Consider the following 16,551-nt stretch of genomic DNA (forward strand, 5'->3'; position numbering starts at 1 on the left):
GGTGAATCCATGGGCAACTCGTCACGCGCGCACCGGGAGGCGCACGCTATGTCCGCCGAAACCGCCAGGACAAGCCGTTGAACAGCGGCAATCGTCGGACTTCGATCTTTGGGCGGATCACTTGTCACCGAATGACAAATCCGTTCCGCGGCGTTGTCGGAATCTGCGCAAGCACTCCGTGTGCACCGGGGTCCCGCAGCCCAGGAGGGCGGAGCCGCGGGGCCCCGGCAATGGGAGGGCTCCACCCCGGTTGGAGGGTTCTGGACCGGAGCGCCTCCCGGTGAACCCTGGTGGCAAGGGGGCGCGACCAGGACTCCACGTACGTCGAACGAGCAGATGAGGACGCGTTTCCGATCTGCTCAACCGGGACGCTACGGGTGAGTAACCTGGCTGCGCAATACCGCACACAAAGAATTCCGGAAGGACACCCGACCTGCTACCGATATTTGTTCACCGGTGAGCATGCGCGGTACGGCGATTGTCCGTGGGTGAGCAATCACGGCCACTTGGCCCGCCGACGGAAGGGCAGGGTTTGTCATCGTGCGAGAAGAGGTTCAGCACCATGGGTGCCGGGGCGCGGGAAGAAAGAAAATGGCCGGCGGCGCCCTTCCCGTGAGGAATGGGCCCGCCGGCCGGTGTGCGGCCGTCTCAGCGCTCAGGCGTGGGCTTCTTCGCCGGGCAGTCCACACTGGCGGTGTCGTTGAGGACGCAGAGCGGCGCCTGGGTGATCTTTATGTAGTTCCCGCCGCCCGAGATCGAGGAGGTGAGCAGGGAGGACACGTCCTCGTCGGCGCCGCAGCCCGTGAACGCCGGTATGTAGGTCTCTCCGTCCATGGACCCGCCACGGTTGACGGTGTATCCCGAGGGTGGATTGCCGGTGCCGAACGCGTGCAGGGTCTGCTTGATCGGTTTCACCGTGTGGCAGCCGGCCCCTACGTCGAGGGGGACTCCGTTGACCTCGACGTCACGGATCCGCAGGTCGAACTCGGCCGTGACCGTCGTGTACTCCGGCATGGCCGGGTCGCTGGTCACGCTGACCGACTCGATCTGCGCCGGCCCGCCGACCTGGATCAGCTCCATCGTCGCCGTGGTGGGCATGAACCCGTAGGTGAGGAAGGTGCCCTGGGCCGGGGGGAGCTGACGGCGTCCCCCGTACTCGAATTCCGCCTCGCTCAGCACCTTGAACGTGCTGGTGCACGGGTCCGGGATGTATTCCTTCATCAGGGTGACGTTCAGGTGCGCGGGCCCCAGCAGGGCCGCCCCGTCCATCTTCTCGACGTTGGTGTATCCGGCCACGTAGGTGTCGGCGGGGGTGGGGAGCGGGATCGGGGGGAACGGGCACGGATCGGGGCCGTCCGCGAGTGCCTCCACGTCCTGTCGCGCCGCCTCCAGCTTCTCCCTCGCGCCGGCGGGGAGTCTCCCCTCGATCCGTGGAGCCCCGGGGGCGGCCTCCTCCGGCTCTGCGGTTCCGCCGTTCTCCACGGGCTTTTCCGGCTCGGCCTCAGCCCCCTCCCCCTCCCCCTCCCCCTCGGCCTCGGCGACGACGACGGTGGCCAGCGTGCCGTCGGATCCGTCCGTGAGCCCGCATTCGACCTCGATCGCGGCCGGCTCCGTCGGGGACCCGTCCTCCTGGAGAGGACTCAGAAAGAGCGTCAGGTCCGAGGCCGACAGGGTGGCCGTCCCCGCCGATCCGAACGTGGCCGTGGGAACGGAACCCTCCGCATGGAGTGTCACCTGCTCCTGGCCGGTGATGCCCTGCGCGGACGCGGAGAGGCCGGACCAGTTCGCCGTGGCGGTCTCGTCGCCCAGCGTGTGCACCACCGTGAGGTCCGCCCGGGCGGAGACCGAGCCGGCACCGAGACCGGCCAGCTCCGCCACGGCAGGTGCGGGCAGCTCCAGGGCGAGGGCGATGTCCCGCGGTTCCACTGGCCGGCCCGCCGTCCCGTCGGCCGGAATGCTTCCCGTGATCACGGCCGTCATCGCATGGGATCCGGAGGGGAACCGGCAGGTGTAGTCGACCGGAACCTCCAGTCCTGGTGCGTCGGCCGCCGATTCGGCACCGGGCAGGAAGGTCGCGGCAGCGATCAGGATGCTGCCTGCGGCGAATCTCGATGAGTGACGCGTCGTCCGACGCACTCGGGCTGCCATGAGTTCATACCCTTCGGGACGCGGCCATGTGTTCACGACCTTCGGGACCCGGCGTCGGGCAGAGACAGGACCGACCGCTCCCCGGGATGCGCCGATCGGTCTACTCGGCGGTACGGTACGCGCGGCCCCACCCCTTGTGAAGCGAGCGACGCGTGCCGCCCCACCGCCCGCCTCCTGGATCCGTGAGTGTTGGCAATCGGTGACAACCACCCTGCGGAAAACTGTCAGTCGACGAGTGACGACGGGGGACGGACGGCCCGGCCGCCCGAGGGCGACCGGGCCGTCCGCCAGGACCGTTCCGTCGATCCGCCCCCGGGTCAGCTGTACTTGATGACCGGGGAGACGCCGGAGGTGTGCTTGATCGTGTAGACACCCTTGAACGTCGCAGTCGACCCGACGATGCCGCAGCCGGGGCCGACCTTGCTGCTGATGGTGAGCAGCAGCGGGCTGGTCGCGGCGGGGGCCACGTCGAGCGTGCCGTTGGCTCCGCCGGTGGACGGGTTGTTGTATTTCGCGTTCACCGATCCGGCCACCTTGAAGGTGCAGGCGCCCAGCACGCTGGTGCCGGTGACCGTGGCACCGATGGTGCTGATGTTGCCCGTGGTGACTCCCGTCCCGTTGGTTCCTCCCGCCGCGTACGAGGTTCCGTTCAGCTTCCAGGGCATGGTGGTGGTGATCGTCCAGGTGCTGCTGAACGGGCCGGTGCACGGGGCGTTGAAAGCCGCCGCGGTGATCGAGGCGAGCTGCGGCCCGGCGGTGGGTGAGGTGGGCGCGTTGCCGGAGGCGGACGCGGTCGTGCACTTGATCGCGTTGCCGATGTTGTCCGTCAGCGTCGTCACGCCGGCGGTGCCGCTGAAGTTGCCGGTCGGGGTGACGGTCCAGGCGGCGGTGGGGCCGGCGACGGCGGACGGCGCGGCCAGGGCGACCGCGGCAGCGGCGGCACCGGCCGCTGTGAGAATGCGCGCCTTGTTGAACATGTGTTTCTCCTCTTCCGTTGGGGATGTGACCGGCCGGTCGATATCCACGTGCGACACCGCCGGACCGGTACGGATACCTGGATCAGGCGGTCCGCTCGTCAGGGTCGGATTTCGCCTTGCCGATGGGAGGTGGCGCTGATCCGTCGTGGAACTCACGTGCTCATTGCCGTCAATTCACCGCACCGAACCGCATGTCGAATCGGTGCTGTGAAATGCCGTACCGCAGCCACGTCGTTCACTGCCGTCCCCGGGGGAACAACGGATCACCGGACGCGGAGTTCATGTCGGCCGCCGGGCCGGTCGTCACTCGGCGGCGGAGTGCCAGAAACCCGACAGGGCCTTGCCCTCGTCCGGCGCGTGGGCCGCCGGCGCGTACGGGCTGGCGAAGTAGGTCGACGTGTCGTCGAGGGTCAGGCTGTTCTTGCCCGCGGCGGAGGGCAGGCCCGTCTTGAGGTTCACGGCCCAGTCCAGGAGTCCGGCTCCGCAGCCGCTGGCGCCCGGCACCGCGAACGCGGTGTCGGCCTGGTCGGCCTCTTCGAAGGTGTACCGGCCCATGACGCCGTTCTCCTCGTCCGGATCCCCGTTGCCCGCGAACCGCTGGAGCGAGAGTTCGGGCGCCGTCGCGTTCTTCGGCTGGAGCAGGACGGGCTTGGACGTCGTGCCGATGTAGCACTTGTCGCCGAGGAGCGGGTTCTTCAGGTGGACGCGGACCGGCAGGGTGAGGATCGGTACGTCGGTGGTGAAGGCCGCCGCCATGTTGAAGTCACGGGGAGCGCCGGCCGGCTCGATGGTCGCCGTGATCCGGTTGAGTTCGACGCTGGTGATCTGCCTGCAGATGGCGGAGACGACCGGCACGCCGCTCGGGCACATCAGGCCGAGCAGACCGCCGGGGACCTCCGCGGAATCGGCGACCAGCGCTCCTTCCGCTGGGGCGACCAGGCTCGTCGTGCCGTCGCTGCGCTGGAGCACGCCGAGTTGGAGATCTGTGTCGCCGGTCGTCACGACCGTGTTCCCCAGCTTGATGGAGCCGCTGGTGGAACCCGAGGAGATGCACGTCGCGACGGTGTCGACGCCGTCCGCCGCGAGCATGGCGGGAGCGTCCACCGGACAGCGGTCGAGTGGTGCCCAGTGACCGTTCAGCTGGGTGGCCGCCGTCGCCGTACCGGTCGAGAACAACGCGCCGAGAGCGGTGACGGCCGCCAGCGTCCCCACACGTGTCCTGTTCGAAACGGATCTCATGTCGTCCCCTCTTGACTGACGCCCGGAAAGGCGACGTCGAAGCACGGAATTGAATGGCTCATCGTCACGTCTCGGCGCGATGGATGGCATGCGCTGACGGCTCGATGTATGCGGTGCATCGTGAGTGGTGCCGAACACGGGATCTCCGAGCACATAATTCGGGAGGATTTCCTGTCCCAATTCGACGAGCCGTGATGTTACTCGCGGGAAACACAGCGACACAATCCCGTCGCCAGAAGATCTTTTCGGTCCGGGATTTTTGATCCGGATATGAGCAGCGGCGCGGGTCGTTTTATCAAGGGGTGCGCATGAACGCGGGACGGGGAGGCCCCTGCGGGGCCTTCCCGTGATCGTGATGACCGAATGTGCCAACAGGGCTGCGCGACCGCCTCGGAACCCGGTGACGCACATGTGACCGTTACCGAGGGTTACCACCAGGCCCAGGGCCGGGCGCGCGGCCGAAAAGATTGTCCGGAAGTGAGCATTCGCGCCCCACCTGCACAGAAGCCCCATAATGAGGGCAAGATGTGTGCCCCTTGCACTTCGATCTCGTCCGACCGGTGGGCACTCCGCCCGACTTGGTCTATCTTCGGCGCCGATGTTGGTATACACCTGTCGGTCCGTGGGAGCGCTTTCCCCCAACTGCCTCACCAACACCGGGCACCGGAGAGCAAGGGGACGGTCATGCCGAGACTCATACAGCCGCTGGACACCGGCGACCCACTGGGGCCCCTCCCCCAGGAATTCGCCGCCATCATGCGGCCGGAACTGCCGAGCCTGATCAAAGAGATAGGTATGGAAGTGACGCGCGCTTATCCCGAGTACGCGCGTCTGCTGAACGGCCCCAACGGCCAGTCCATTCGGCTCGGCGTCGAGCAGAGCCTTTCCTCGTTCGTCGACCTGGTGGCCGAGCCGTCGACCCCCACCGTGTTACGCGACGACATGTGCCGAAGATTCGGGCGGTTCGAGGCGTACGAGGGGCGCACCATGGACGCCCTCCAGGGCGCCTACCGGCTGGGCGCGCGGATCGCGCTGCGGCGCGCGAAGAAGGTGGGCCGGAGCTACCACTTCTCGCCGACCCTGATGCTCAGCTTCGCCGACGCCCTGTTCGCCTACGTCGACGAGCTGGAGTCCCTGTCGCGCGAGGGCTACCTCGAGGTGCAGGCACAGTCCGACCAGCAGAGCGAGTCCATGCGCCGCCGGCTGCTCCACCTGATCCTGGCGGGCAGGCCCGTGCCCCGTACCGCCATAACGGAGCTGTGCGAGCAGACCGGCTGGACGCTCCCGGAGACCGTCACGCTGGTCGCCGTACGCACTCCCGTAGGCGTGGACCCCGCCGACCTCCCTCGCGACGCCCTGGTCGACCTCGGCGACCCGCAGCCGCACCTCCTGATCCCGGGCCCCATGGACGAGGCGCGGCGCGAGATGCTCGACCGCGTCCTGACCGGCACGCGGGCCGTGATCGGGCTGACCGTGCCGACCGCCGACGCCTCCGACTCGGTCCGCTGGGCTCGCCGCGTGGTCGAGCTCATCGACTCGGGCGTCATCGAGGACCTGCCCGTCGTCCGCTGCGAGGACCACCTCGTCACCCTGTGGCTCCTCAGCGACCCGGCCCTCCTCGACCAGCTCGCCGAACGTGAACTCGCGCCGGTCTCCGGTATCAGCGCCACCCGCAGGGAGAGGCTGCTCGAGACCCTGCGCATCTGGCTCGACACCCGGGGAACCGCCGCCCAGATGGGCGAACTGCTGGACGTCCACCCCCAGACGGTCCGCTACCGCATGCGAGGCCTGGAATCCATTTTCGGCGGGCAACTGACCGACCCGGAGACCCGGTTCGCCACCGAAGCCGTCCTGCGCGCCCTGCGGCTGCGCGCCCGGACCACGCACACACTTGGCTGACGCCGCATCACAGCTCGGCCCCGTTATCAACTTACCGACGAGTAACGCGAAATAGACGGTCAGTCCCAAACGGTTGCGACACGGAGACGTTCTCGCCGAAAAACCCGGAACTGCGTCCCGTACACATGGAGGAGCGGTGGCCCACCGGCCATCGCGGAGCATCACCTCCTGGCCAACCATCCGAGAGGGAACCCCCCATGACCGCCTCGCACCTCCTCGTCCCCGTGCCGATCCCGGACCGGGTCGCCGCGCTGATCGGGTCCTGCATCCCGCCGCACATCCTGGAGGCGGAGTTCGACGCCGACTGCGCCGCCCGCGAGGTGCGCAGGTTCCGCGGCCCGCGGCTCTGCGTCGAGGACCAGGCCGACCGCGAGCAGGCCCTGTCCGAGCTCGCCCGGGCCAACAAGGTGCTGGCCGCCCATCACCCCCGTCTGGCGGTGCGTCCGGGCGGACCTTGGTGAGGCTTGCGCGGACAGGACGGCACCCTTACCTTACTCAGAAGTAAGCTTACTTCGAAGTAAGGAGTTCTGCCGTGCCCGACGACACCTCCGGCAACCTCACCGACGAACTGTCCGGGCTCGACTTCGCCGCGGTCTCCCCGCAGGAGTTCGCGCGGATCGTCAAGGGCCTGACCGCCAGGCAGCTCGGCGAGGTCATGCACGGAGACCTGCGCGCCCGGGTCCTCAGCGAGGTCTTCGGCCGGATGCGGCAGCAGTTCCGTCCCGAGGCGGCGGGTCCTCTCAAGGCCCTGATCCGCTGGAGGATCACGGGTGAGAGCGACCGGGTCTACGAGACCTCCATAGCCGACGGGACCTGCACGGTGACCGAGGGCCGCTCGGAGGCCGAGCCCCGCACGACCCTGGTGATGGGTGACGCGGAGTTCCTCAAGCTCGTGTCCGGCAACGGCAACCCGGTGACGATGTTCATGATGCGCAAGCTGAAGGTGGCCGGTGACGTCGGCCTCGCCTCGGGACTCACCCGCTACTTCGACATCCCGAAGGCCTGAGCCCGTGAGCTACTTCTCCCTCGCCCTCACCGAGGAGCAGCAGGATCTGCGCGACTGGGTGCACGGCTTCGCCGCCCAGGTCGTCCGCCCGGCGGCGGCCGAATGGGACGCCCGGGAGGAGACTCCATGGCCCGTCATCCAGGAGGCGGCCCGCATCGGCCTCTACGGGTTCGAGTCGCTGGCCGACATGTACGGCGACCCCAGCGGGCTCTCCCTCCAGATCGCCAACGAGGAGCTCTTCTGGGGCGACGCGGGGATCGGCATGGCGCTCTTCGGCACCTCGCTCGCGGTCGCCGGCATCTTCGCCTCCGGCACCCCCGACCAGCTCGCCGAGTGGGTCCCGCAGTGTTACGGCGACGCGGACGACCCCAAGGTCGCGGCCTTCTGCGTCTCCGAACCGCAGGCCGGCTCCGACGTCTCCGCCATGACGACCAGGGCCCGTTACGACGAGGCCAAGGACGAATGGGTGCTCTCCGGCCAGAAGGCCTGGATCACCAACGGCGGGATCGCCGGGATCCACGTGGTCGTCGCCTCGGCCGACCCCGCGCTCGGCGTGCGCGGGCAGGCCGCGTTCATCGTGCCGCCCGGCACGCGCGGACTGGCCGCGGGCCGCACCGTCAAGAAGCTGGGCCTGCGGGCCTCGCACACGGCGGACGTCTTCCTCGACGACGTACGGGTCCCCGGACACTGTCTGCTGGGCGGCAAGGAGAAGCTGGACGCCCGGCTCGCCCGCGCCCGCGAGGGCGGCAACGCCAAGGGCCAGGCGGCCATGGCGACCTTCGAGGTCAGCCGCCCGACCGTGGGCGCCCAGGCGCTGGGCATCGCCCGGGCCGCGTACGAGTACGCACTGGAGTACGCCGGTCGGCGCGAGGCCTTCGGCCGGCCCGTGATCGAGAACCAGTCGATCGCGTTCGCGCTCGCCGACATCCGCACCGAGATCGAGGCGGTGCGTCTGCTGATCTGGCAGGCCGCCTGGATGGCCCGCAACGACCGGACCTTCGACGCGGGCCAGGGATCCATGTCCAAGCTGCGCGCGGGTGAACTCGCCGTGGCGGCGACCGAGAAGGCCGTCCAGATCCTCGGCGGCGCCGGGTACAGCAGGGAGCACCCGGTGGAGCGGATGTACCGCGACGCCAAGATCTACACGATCTTCGAGGGCACCAGCGAGATCCAGCGCCTCGTCATCGCCCGGGCCATATCGGGACGGCACATCCGCTGAGGCCTCAAGGAGCCGGTGCGGCGGCCCGCCCACCGGCCCCCGCTCAGACGGCGGCCGGGGTGAACCGCACGGGGAGCGATGCCGGGCCCCGGGTGAAGACGCCCTCCTCGACCGGGCCGAAGCCGTCGGCGAGCCGAAGGTCCGGCATCGCGTCGAGCAGCTGGTTGACGCCCGTCTCCACCTCGGCCCTGGCCAGGAGCGCGCCCACGCAGAAGTGCCGCCCGAGCGCGAACGCCAGGTGGTCGGCGGCCGCGGAGAACGCCGTGGTTCCGGTCAGGTCGTCGCGGAACAGGTCGAAGCGGTCCGGGTCGGTGTAGCGGGCCTCGTCCCGGTTGGCGGAGCCGATCAGGCAGGTGACGGTGGCACCGGCCGGGACGATGCCACCGGAGAGCTGTACCTCGCCCGCCGTCTGCCGCATGATCATGTGGACCGGTGGGGTGTAGCGCAGCGTCTCGGCGAAGGCCCGGTCGATCAGGGACCGGTCCCGCCGAACGGCGGCGAGCTGCTCGGGGTGGGCCAGCAGATTGGCGAAGAGCGAGGCGATGGCCTTGTCGGTCGTCTCCCCGCCGGCCGCGAGCAGCAGGCTACAGAAGGCCTTGATGTCCTCGTCGCTCATCCGTACGCCGTCGACCTCGGCGGCACAGAGTGCGGAGAGCAGGTCGTCCCCCGGCTCCTCCCTGCGCCGCTGGATGACCGGGATCATGTACTCGGCGAACTCCTGACGGGTGCGTTCGCCCGCCGCCGTGACCGCCGGGTCACCCGCCAGGTTGCCGAGGAAGGCGATGACGTGGGTGTACCAGTCGTGGAAGCGCTGGTGGTCCTCCCGGTCGAGTCCGAGCATGTCGGCGATGACCAGGACGGGGAAGCGGGTGGCGAACGCCTCGACGAGGTCGGCCTCGCCCTTGAGGCGGAAGGCGTCGATGAGCTCGCGGGCGTTGCGCTCGATGACGGGCAGGAACTTCTCCTGGAGGTCCGCGCCTCGGAAGGCCGGGGCGACCAGGGCCCGCCGTACGGCGTGTTCCCTGCCGCTGAGCTGGAGGATCGTCCTGCCGTGGACGGGCTCCAGTTGCCAGTCGTAGTTCTCGGTGGTGAACTCCTGCGCCCTGTCCTTGAAGACGCGCTCCACGTCCTCGTACCGGGAGACGAGGTAACTTCCGGTGGCTTCGTGGAAGAACAGCGGGGCGCTCTCGCGCAACGTCCGGTAGACCCCGTAGGGGTCGGCGGCGAAGGCGGGCGAGAGAATGTCGGGCGGTGACGATGCCTGGGACACGTGCGACTCCTGTGGGCAGAGATCAAGGTTGGCGTCATGACCGTGAACGAGCGGCACCAGCAAGGCTATTGACCGGGACCCCGATACCGAACCCCTTGGGAGTATTCGTGCACGCCCCATCCGGCGCACCCCGCCCCTCCGTCCTCTTCGTCACCGATCTCGCCTACGAGGCGCGCGGCAGGCGCTACTGCGACGAGGACATCTTCCTGACGTCCCGGTTGCGCGAGGCCTTCGACATCGCGCTCTGTCACCCCCGTGACGCGGCGGCGCTGCTGGGCGGATTCGACGCGGTCGTCGTACGCAACAGCGGCCCGGTCCTGCACTACCAGGAGGCGTACGACGCCTTTCGCACCCGGGCACGAGAAGCGGGCGCCCGGGTCTACAACACGCTCGACGGGCGCGGGGACATGGCGGGCAAGCAGTATCTGGTCGATCTGAGCCGGGCCGGTTTCCCGGTGATCCCGACCGTGGACCGCGCTGCTGACCTCGGACGGCTCCCGCGGTCGGCCGGGTACGTGGTCAAGCCCAAGCTCGGCGCGGACTCGGTGGGGCTGCGCTTCACGGAGGAGCCCGAGCTGCCCGAGGGTGCCGACGGCACCCTGCTCGTCCAGCCCCGGATCGACTTCCGCTACGAGGTGTCGTTCTACTTCGTCGACAACGACTTCCAGTACGCCCTCCACGCACCGCACCCGGACAGGCGCTGGGTACTCGAACCGTACGGACCGAGCCCCGCGGACCTGGAGTTCGCACGCGGCTTCGTCGAGTGGAACACGCTCGCGCACGGCATCCAGCGGGTCGACGCCTGCCGGGCACCGGACGGCGAGCTGCTGCTCGTCGAGCTGGAGGACCTCAATCCGTACCTGTCGCTGGACCGGGTTCCGCAAGAGCTCCGCGAGGCGTTCGTGGCCCGGATGACCGCATCGGTACGGGATCTGCTGGCCTGACCCGTCCGGACTTGCCCCGCATGCGCCGTAGCGGGGCCGGTGCGAGGGTGCGAGGGTGACCACTGCCAGCGAGACCGCCCCCGCCCAGCAGAGTGCCACCGCGCCCCCCGTGCTCGACCCCCGCCGCCGCAACATCGTCTTCGGGACGATCGTGCTGGGAATCCTGCTGGCGGCCCTGGACCAGACGATCGTGGGAACGGCGCTGCCCACCATCGTCTCGGACCTCGGCGGCGCGGAACACATGTCGTGGGTCGTCACCGCCTATCTGCTGGCGGAGACCGTGGCGACGGTCCTGGTCGGGAAGTTCGGCGACCTGTTCGGCCGGAAGCTGATCTTCCAGATCTCGGCGATCATCTTCATCACCGGCTCGTTCCTCTGTGGCCTCGCCTCGAACATGCTGCTGCTGATCATCTGGCGGGGCGTGCAGGGCATCGGCGCGGGCGGCCTCATGGTGACGTCCATGGCGCTGATCGCCGATGTCATCCCGCTGCGCGACCGCGGCAAGTACCAGGGGGCGATCGGCGCGGTCTTCGGTGTCGCCACGGTCGTCGGGCCGCTGCTGGGCGGGCTGTTCACCGACCACCTGACCTGGCGCTGGGCGTTCTACGTCAATGTGCCCATCGCGGTCGTCGTCGTCATCGCCGCGGCCCGGACGATCCCCGCCGTACGGGCGGCGGGCCGGCCGGTCATCGACTACCTGGGCATCGCCCTGGTCGCCGTCGGCGCCAGCGCACTGATCCTCGGGACGAGCTGGGGCGGCAACGAGTACGCCTGGGGCTCGCCGGTCATCATCGGCCTCTTCGTCGGTGGCCTCGTCGCCCTGGCTCTCTTCTGCCTCGTCGAGCTGCGGGCGAAGGAACCGATGCTGCCGATGCGGCTCTTCCGCAACCCGGTCTTCGCGGTCTGCTCCATCCTCAGCTTCATCGTCGGCTTCGCCATGCTCGGCGCGATGATCTACCTGCCGACGTATCTGCAGTACGTGGACGGGGACTCGGCCACGCTGTCGGGCGTACGGACCCTGCCCCTGGTGCTGGGGCTGCTGGCCGCCTCCATCTTCAGCGGCAACGTGGTGAGCAGGACCGGCCACTACCGGATCTTCCCCGTCGTCGGTTCGCTCGTGATGGCGGCCGGGCTCTACCTCCTGTCGCGGATGGGTCCGGGCAGCGGGGTCTGGCTGGAGTCGCTGTACATGCTGGTGCTGGGGGTCGGCATCGGCCTGTCGATGCAGGTGCTGACGATCGCCGTGCAGAACACGGTCGACTACGCGGACCTGGGCACCGCCACGTCCGGGGTGACGTTCTTCCGTACCCTCGGCAGTTCTTTCGGTACGGCCGTGTTCGGCACGATCTACGCCAACGCGCTCAGGCCGAACCTCACGCAGGGTGTCGAGCAGGCCGCGCGGGCGGGCGGTGATCCCGCGACGCTCGCGCGGGCCGCGGAGAGTCCGCAGGCCGTGCACGCCCTGCCCGCCGCACAGACCGCTCCCCTGGCACAGGCCTACGCGGACACGCTGCACACGGTCTTCCTCTGGACGGTTCCGGTGGCCCTGCTCGGGTTCGTCGTCTCCCTCTTCCTCAAGCAGGTGAAGCTCCGCGACAGCGCCCGGGCCGGCTCGACCGACATGGGTGAGGGCTTCGCCCAGCCCGGCGCAGGCGACTCGGCGAAGCTGCTCGAGTCCCGCCTGGCCAGAATCCTCCACGACGCGGATGCCGGTACGGCCCGGCGGATCGTCGCCGAGTCCGATACGCGCCTCGACATGGCGGGGGCCTGGGCGGTGATGCAGGTCGACCTGTTCACCCGGATGGTCGGGCACGCCGGACTGGGGCTCATCGCCGCGCGTCACCGGATCCCTCCGGAAGTACTGGTACCGGTCTTCGACCGGATGATCGAGGAGGGTTATCTGACCGGCGACGCCCGTCTCTTCACCCATACGGCGGCGGGGCGGCGGGAGGCGGCGACGATCTCCTCCGCGTGGAGCCAGTGGCTCAACGAACGGCTGGCGAAGGACGGCGCCCGGCCCGACGACCGGCAGCTGCGGGCCGCCGTCGACGTCATCGCCAAACGGCTCCTCGCGGAGGACCTGACTCACGAGCTGGCACCGGCGCCACGGGAGCGGGTCGCCGCCTGAGGCTCCTCACGGCTCCCAGGACCGGGGCGGGCCGGTGCCTCCCACTTGGGGGCCGTCCGCATGCGCGGGTCGTACGGGGAGGGCGACCGCCGGCGGCACCGCTGTTTCAGTCGACGAAGACCGCCGACGCGTAGACCCAGGCGCCGTCGTGGCGGACGAAGCGGCTCTGTTCGTGCAGTGAGTCGGGGCGGCCGTCGTCGGTGTAGTGCGCGCGGAAGGTGACCGTGCCGGTGGTGTGGAAGGCGCTGCCCTCCGTCGTCTCCAGGATCTCCAGGCGCACCCAGCGCAGCGCGGGGTCGAAGTCGACGGACGGCGGCCGGGTCCCGGGGTGCCAGGTGCGCAGCAGGTAGGCGGCGTCCCGGACGACGAAGGCGGAGTACCGCGAACGCATCAGCGCCTCGCACGTCGGGGCCGCGGCGGCGGACGCGTGCAGCCGGCCGCAGCAGTCCCCGTAGGTGCCCGGGAGCCCGCACGGGCAGGGCGAAGCCGGAGTGATCCGCGGGGATGCCTCCACGACGGGGGCGGGCCGGCGCGGGCGTGAGGTACGTCGTGACATGGGTCCATTGTGACCCGCGGCCCGCGTCTCTCGACGGCCGGCCGCTCCCCCGTCGGCTCGTGGCGGTCAGGGCTTGCGCGCCACGCCTGCGTATCCGGGGATCGGCTCGTCGCCCGGGACGTCGATGACCTCGCCGAGCTCCGGCCGCCAGTCCGCGGAGAGCGAGACGCCCGGTTCGACGAGCTCCAGCCCGTGGAAGAAGGCGGTCAGCTCGGCGCGCGAGCGGGGCCGCAGGGTCATCCCGCGCGCCCTGTACATGGCGCGGGCCTGGGCCGCGCCCTCGGGGTCGAAGTCGCCCGTGGTGTGCGAGAGGACCAGGTAGCTGCCGGAAGGCAGCTGCTCCACCAGCCGGTCCACGAGCTCGGCCGCTCCGTCCTCGTCGTCCAGGAAGTGCAGCAGGGCGAGGAGGGACAGGGCGACGGGCCTCGTGAGGTCGAGGACCTTGCCGGCCGCTTCGAGGATGGTCTCGGGATGCCGGGCGTCGGCCTGGATGTACTCGGTGGCCCCCTCGGGGGCGGAGCGCAGCAGGGCGGCGGCGTGCGCGAGCACGATGGGGTCGTTGTCGCAGTAGACGACCCGGGCGTCCGGGGCGGCCTGCTGGGCTATCTGGTGGAGGTTGGGCTCGGTGGGGATGCCCGAGCCGATGTCGAGGAACTGCCGTACGCCGTTCTCGGCGAGCCAGCGGGTGGCCCGGTGCATGAAGGCGCGGTTGACCCGGGCCATGTCGCGGCCGCGGGAGTCCAGGGCCAGCAGTTGCCGGGCCATCTGTTCGTCGACCGGGTAGTTGTCCTTGCCGCCGAGGAACCAGTCGTACATCCGCGCGGGGTGCGGCTTGCTCGTGTCGATCTCGACGGCGTGGTATTCCTGCCCGGTCATGACGCGCTCCGTTGGTCGGCGGATTCGGCGAACAGTGTGGGTGGCGGCGCTGGGTGACCGGCTGTCAGGTGAGAAGGAAATCGGCCTGGCCGGCCTTGGCGCCCTGGATGAAGGCGGCGATCTCGCCGTGGGTGTAGATGAGGGCGGGCCCGTCGGGATCCGCCGACTGACGGACCGCCACCCTCCCGTCGGCCAGCTTCATGGCCTCGATGCAGTTTCCCCCGTTACCACCGCTCCACGGCTTGTACCAGCCTTCGGTGCCGAGGTCGGCGGCCGGCATGCCGTTGTATATGTGGTTCATCACAGCTCCTTGCGGAAGTCCCGGAGGATTTCCTTCGTGCGTTGTGCAGTTGCGGCCTGAGCCGCCATGCGGTCCATGACCTCGAGGTAGGAGGCCACCTCGGGGCGCGCGTCGAAGTAGACGGCACCGGTCAGGTACTCGCTGTAGACCATGTCGGGCAGTTCCGGGACCGCGAAGCGGAAGAGGACGAACGGCCCGTACGTGCCCGGGTGGTGGCCGGTCGAGAACTCAGCCATCTGCAGGGTCACGTGGGGCAGGGTGGTCGCCTCGAGAAGGCGGTCGATCTGGGCCCGCATGACGTCCGGGCTGCCGACGGGACGGCGCAGGACGGTCTCGTCCATGACCACCCACAGCTTCGGCGCGTCCGCCCTGGTCAGGAGCGACTGCCGTTCCATGCGGAGCGCGACGTGGCGCTCGATGTCCTCGGGCCTGGTCTGGCCGACGGCCCCGGTGCGCAGCACGGAGCGCGCGTAGTCCTCGGTCTGCAGCAGGCCGGGGACGAAGTGCGGCTCGTACATGCGCAGGAGGCTCGCGGCGCCCTCCAGGCTGACGTACATGCTGAACCAGTCGGGCAGCACGTCGTGGAAGCGCTGCCACCAGCCCGGCTTGTTCGCCTCCTCGGCGAGTTCGACGAAGGCCTCGGCCTCGTCGTCGGCGATGCCGTAGGCCTTCAGGAGGAGCTGGACGTAGGGGATCTTCAGCCCGACCTCGGCGGTCTCCATCCTGCGTATCGTCCCGGGGGCGACACGGAGCACCTTGGCGGCCTGGTCGCGGCCCATGCCGACACGCTCCCGCAGATCCTGCAGACGCTTGCCGAGGACGACCTGACCCACGGTCGGGGCGGACCGCGGTTCGCTCACTTCAGACCTCCCGATGCGCTGTTGCGAGCAGTGTGCCATGCGCGTCGCCCGGAGGACACTGCCACTCTGAATTTTTCAGAGTGCCTCTTGCCAAGTGTTCTTGTCAGAGAGAGAGTTGGTGCGTGAACCAGTTCACGTGCTCGTACCCGCCCCTTTTCCACCCGGTGCGAAGCGTGACACAGCCCCCACTGTGAGGAATCGGTCGTGGCACCTGGCAGTGCGCTCATCTCCCGGCTCGCGGATCTCAGCCCCGGGACGGAGGCGCTCCGTTACTGCTTCGCACTGCCGGCGCAGCCCGAGTCGGTGGCCGGCGCCCGGCAGCTGACGCGAGCACGGCTGGCCCAGTGGCGGCTGGGCGGGGACACGCACGACGCGGCGGTGCTGATCGTCTCCGAGCTCGTCACCAACGCGGTGGTGCACACCGCCAGCGCGCGGGTGCTCTGCGAACTCCGGTGCGACGGCGGGCACCTGCGTGTCTCCGTGCAGGACCAGGGGCACCAGCCGGGCGGCCCCCGGCTGTCCCGCACGGCCGATGACGAACACGGGCGCGGGCTTCTGCTCGTCGACTCCATGAGCTCCTCATGGGGATCCCACGACGCGGGAGACGCGTCGGGACGCATCGTCTGGGCCGAACTGCCGTTCCGCAGGGAGCAGGCATGCTGAGGCACGCCCTGGCCCAGTTGCTCGGCGCACGCCGCACCCGTCCCGGCGAGGAGGCCGTCGGCCGGGGCCGGGTCCCACTGCCCCTGCCGCCCGCACTGTCGGCCAGTCTCGGCTGCGACGCCGTGGGCGTCCCCGCCCGCTACGGCTTCCGGCTGATGTCGCATCTGCCGCGCGCCGGCTGCGTGTTCGCGGACGCCGACCGGTGGTGGTGGATCGTGCCCTCGGGCTCGGACCTCGACCTGGACTGGCCGGAGCAGGTCTCCTACGCCACCGGTGGGTACGTCCCCGCCGGGCGTCCCAAGCTGATCCACGCACCGGACAGCCGTACGCCCTACACACCGCCCATTCCGCTCTTCCTCATGGTGTGTCAGGTCACCGGTGTGGCGCCCTCATGGGCCCCGGCCGGCCGGCGGCCCAGGGCGGTGTCCACCCCCTGACGGCCCGCGCGGCCGCGGGAGCGGCCGG

At 69.7% G+C, this 16,551-nt stretch carries 16 protein-coding genes; 8 read left to right on the forward strand and 8 right to left on the reverse strand.

Annotated elements, in window-relative coordinates:
• Nucleotides 1-648: 648 nt before the first annotated feature.
• The 3 genes from QFZ58_RS06115 to QFZ58_RS06125 all read right to left on the reverse strand — a co-directional run bounded on the left by QFZ58_RS06115 (nucleotide 649) and on the right by QFZ58_RS06125 (nucleotide 4,364).
• Complete coding sequence (locus tag QFZ58_RS06115; protein ID WP_307123878.1) at nucleotides 649-2,148, reverse strand: DUF6801 domain-containing protein; 1,500 nt, start codon at nucleotides 2,146-2,148, stop codon at nucleotides 649-651.
• A gap of 317 nt (nucleotides 2,149-2,465) precedes the next feature.
• Nucleotides 2,466-3,125 (reverse strand): hypothetical protein, encoded by a 660-nt coding sequence (locus tag QFZ58_RS06120; protein ID WP_307123879.1) that lies wholly within the window; start codon nucleotides 3,123-3,125, stop codon nucleotides 2,466-2,468.
• A 303-nt stretch (nucleotides 3,126-3,428) separates the two neighbouring features.
• On the reverse strand, nucleotides 3,429-4,364 hold the full coding sequence (locus QFZ58_RS06125; protein WP_307123880.1) for a hypothetical protein: 936 nt from the start codon (nucleotides 4,362-4,364) through the stop codon (nucleotides 3,429-3,431).
• Between the two features lie 684 nt (nucleotides 4,365-5,048).
• On the opposite strand from QFZ58_RS06125, the gene QFZ58_RS06130 reads away from it, so the two are divergent.
• The 4 genes from QFZ58_RS06130 to QFZ58_RS06145 all read left to right on the forward strand — a co-directional run bounded on the left by QFZ58_RS06130 (nucleotide 5,049) and on the right by QFZ58_RS06145 (nucleotide 8,488).
• Nucleotides 5,049-6,263 (forward strand): helix-turn-helix domain-containing protein, encoded by a 1,215-nt coding sequence (locus tag QFZ58_RS06130; protein WP_307123881.1) that lies wholly within the window; start codon nucleotides 5,049-5,051, stop codon nucleotides 6,261-6,263.
• A gap of 197 nt (nucleotides 6,264-6,460) precedes the next feature.
• Complete coding sequence (locus QFZ58_RS06135; protein ID WP_307123882.1) at nucleotides 6,461-6,724, forward strand: hypothetical protein; 264 nt, start codon at nucleotides 6,461-6,463, stop codon at nucleotides 6,722-6,724.
• Nucleotides 6,725-6,795: 71 nt separating this feature from the next.
• Entirely contained in the window at nucleotides 6,796-7,269 is a 474-nt protein-coding gene (locus QFZ58_RS06140) for an SCP2 sterol-binding domain-containing protein (RefSeq protein WP_307123883.1), read from the forward strand.
• A 4-nt stretch (nucleotides 7,270-7,273) separates the two neighbouring features.
• Nucleotides 7,274-8,488 (forward strand): acyl-CoA dehydrogenase family protein, encoded by a 1,215-nt coding sequence (locus QFZ58_RS06145; RefSeq protein ID WP_307123884.1) that lies wholly within the window; start codon nucleotides 7,274-7,276, stop codon nucleotides 8,486-8,488.
• A 43-nt stretch (nucleotides 8,489-8,531) separates the two neighbouring features.
• On the opposite strand, the gene QFZ58_RS06150 is transcribed toward QFZ58_RS06145, so the two are convergent.
• Nucleotides 8,532-9,758 (reverse strand): cytochrome P450, encoded by a 1,227-nt coding sequence (locus tag QFZ58_RS06150; RefSeq protein ID WP_307123885.1) that lies wholly within the window; start codon nucleotides 9,756-9,758, stop codon nucleotides 8,532-8,534.
• 107 nt (nucleotides 9,759-9,865) lie between these two features.
• Here QFZ58_RS06150 and QFZ58_RS06155 point away from each other — a divergent pair, with 107 nt between their 5' ends.
• Nucleotides 9,866-10,702: a hypothetical protein gene (locus tag QFZ58_RS06155; protein WP_307123886.1), complete on the forward strand. Its 837-nt coding sequence runs from the start codon at nucleotides 9,866-9,868 to the stop codon at nucleotides 10,700-10,702.
• 55 nt (nucleotides 10,703-10,757) lie between these two features.
• Nucleotides 10,758-12,830 carry an MDR family MFS transporter gene (locus QFZ58_RS06160; protein ID WP_307123887.1) on the forward strand — a complete coding sequence of 691 codons (2,073 nt, stop codon included), beginning with the start codon at nucleotides 10,758-10,760 and terminating at the stop codon, nucleotides 12,828-12,830.
• A 106-nt stretch (nucleotides 12,831-12,936) separates the two neighbouring features.
• Here QFZ58_RS06160 and QFZ58_RS06165 read toward each other — a convergent pair whose 3' ends face one another.
• From QFZ58_RS06165 to QFZ58_RS06180, 4 genes are all read right to left on the reverse strand, one after another.
• Nucleotides 12,937-13,386 (reverse strand): YchJ family protein, encoded by a 450-nt coding sequence (locus QFZ58_RS06165; protein WP_307123888.1) that lies wholly within the window; start codon nucleotides 13,384-13,386, stop codon nucleotides 12,937-12,939.
• Between the two features lie 66 nt (nucleotides 13,387-13,452).
• The gene (locus QFZ58_RS06170) at nucleotides 13,453-14,262 is read right to left on the reverse strand and encodes an SAM-dependent methyltransferase (protein ID WP_307123889.1); all 810 of its coding nucleotides are present in this window, start codon (nucleotides 14,260-14,262) and stop codon (nucleotides 13,453-13,455) included.
• Between the two features lie 64 nt (nucleotides 14,263-14,326).
• A complete protein-coding gene (locus tag QFZ58_RS06175; protein ID WP_307123890.1) occupies nucleotides 14,327-14,563 on the reverse strand; it encodes a DUF397 domain-containing protein in 237 nt (78 codons plus the stop codon).
• Nucleotides 14,563-15,423, reverse strand: coding sequence for a helix-turn-helix transcriptional regulator (locus QFZ58_RS06180; RefSeq protein WP_307123891.1), 861 nt, complete (start codon nucleotides 15,421-15,423; stop codon nucleotides 14,563-14,565). The genes QFZ58_RS06175 and QFZ58_RS06180 overlap by 1 nt, the downstream gene beginning before the upstream one ends.
• Nucleotides 15,424-15,627: 204 nt before the next feature.
• Here QFZ58_RS06180 and QFZ58_RS06185 point away from each other — a divergent pair, with 204 nt between their 5' ends.
• Both QFZ58_RS06185 and QFZ58_RS06190 read left to right on the forward strand, forming a co-directional pair.
• Nucleotides 15,628-16,086 carry an ATP-binding protein gene (locus tag QFZ58_RS06185; protein WP_307123892.1) on the forward strand — a complete coding sequence of 153 codons (459 nt, stop codon included), beginning with the start codon at nucleotides 15,628-15,630 and terminating at the stop codon, nucleotides 16,084-16,086.
• Complete coding sequence (locus tag QFZ58_RS06190) at nucleotides 16,080-16,523, forward strand: hypothetical protein (RefSeq protein ID WP_307123893.1); 444 nt, start codon at nucleotides 16,080-16,082, stop codon at nucleotides 16,521-16,523. The genes QFZ58_RS06185 and QFZ58_RS06190 overlap by 7 nt, the downstream gene beginning before the upstream one ends.
• Nucleotides 16,524-16,551 lie beyond the last annotated feature (28 nt).

The sequence above is a fragment of the Streptomyces sp. B1I3 genome, from assembly GCF_030816615.1.
Lineage (GTDB): Bacteria > Actinomycetota > Actinomycetes > Streptomycetales > Streptomycetaceae > Streptomyces.

What these genes read in the sequence shown, in the direction of transcription:
- QFZ58_RS06175 (WP_307123890.1), bottom strand. Translation starts at nt 14,563, where the DNA reads ATGAACCACATATACAACGGCATGCCGGCCGCCGACCTCGGCACCGAA.
- QFZ58_RS06125 (WP_307123880.1), bottom strand. Translation starts at nt 4,364, where the DNA reads ATGAGATCCGTTTCGAACAGGACACGTGTGGGGACGCTGGCGGCCGTC.
- QFZ58_RS06165 (WP_307123888.1), bottom strand. Translation starts at nt 13,386, where the DNA reads ATGTCACGACGTACCTCACGCCCGCGCCGGCCCGCCCCCGTCGTGGAG.
- QFZ58_RS06130 (WP_307123881.1), top strand. Translation starts at nt 5,049, where the DNA reads ATGCCGAGACTCATACAGCCGCTGGACACCGGCGACCCACTGGGGCCC.
- QFZ58_RS06135 (WP_307123882.1), top strand. Translation starts at nt 6,461, where the DNA reads ATGACCGCCTCGCACCTCCTCGTCCCCGTGCCGATCCCGGACCGGGTC.
- QFZ58_RS06120 (WP_307123879.1), bottom strand. Translation starts at nt 3,125, where the DNA reads ATGTTCAACAAGGCGCGCATTCTCACAGCGGCCGGTGCCGCCGCTGCC.
- QFZ58_RS06190 (WP_307123893.1), top strand. Translation starts at nt 16,080, where the DNA reads ATGCTGAGGCACGCCCTGGCCCAGTTGCTCGGCGCACGCCGCACCCGT.
- QFZ58_RS06170 (WP_307123889.1), bottom strand. Translation starts at nt 14,262, where the DNA reads ATGACCGGGCAGGAATACCACGCCGTCGAGATCGACACGAGCAAGCCG.
- QFZ58_RS06115 (WP_307123878.1), bottom strand. Translation starts at nt 2,148, where the DNA reads ATGGCAGCCCGAGTGCGTCGGACGACGCGTCACTCATCGAGATTCGCC.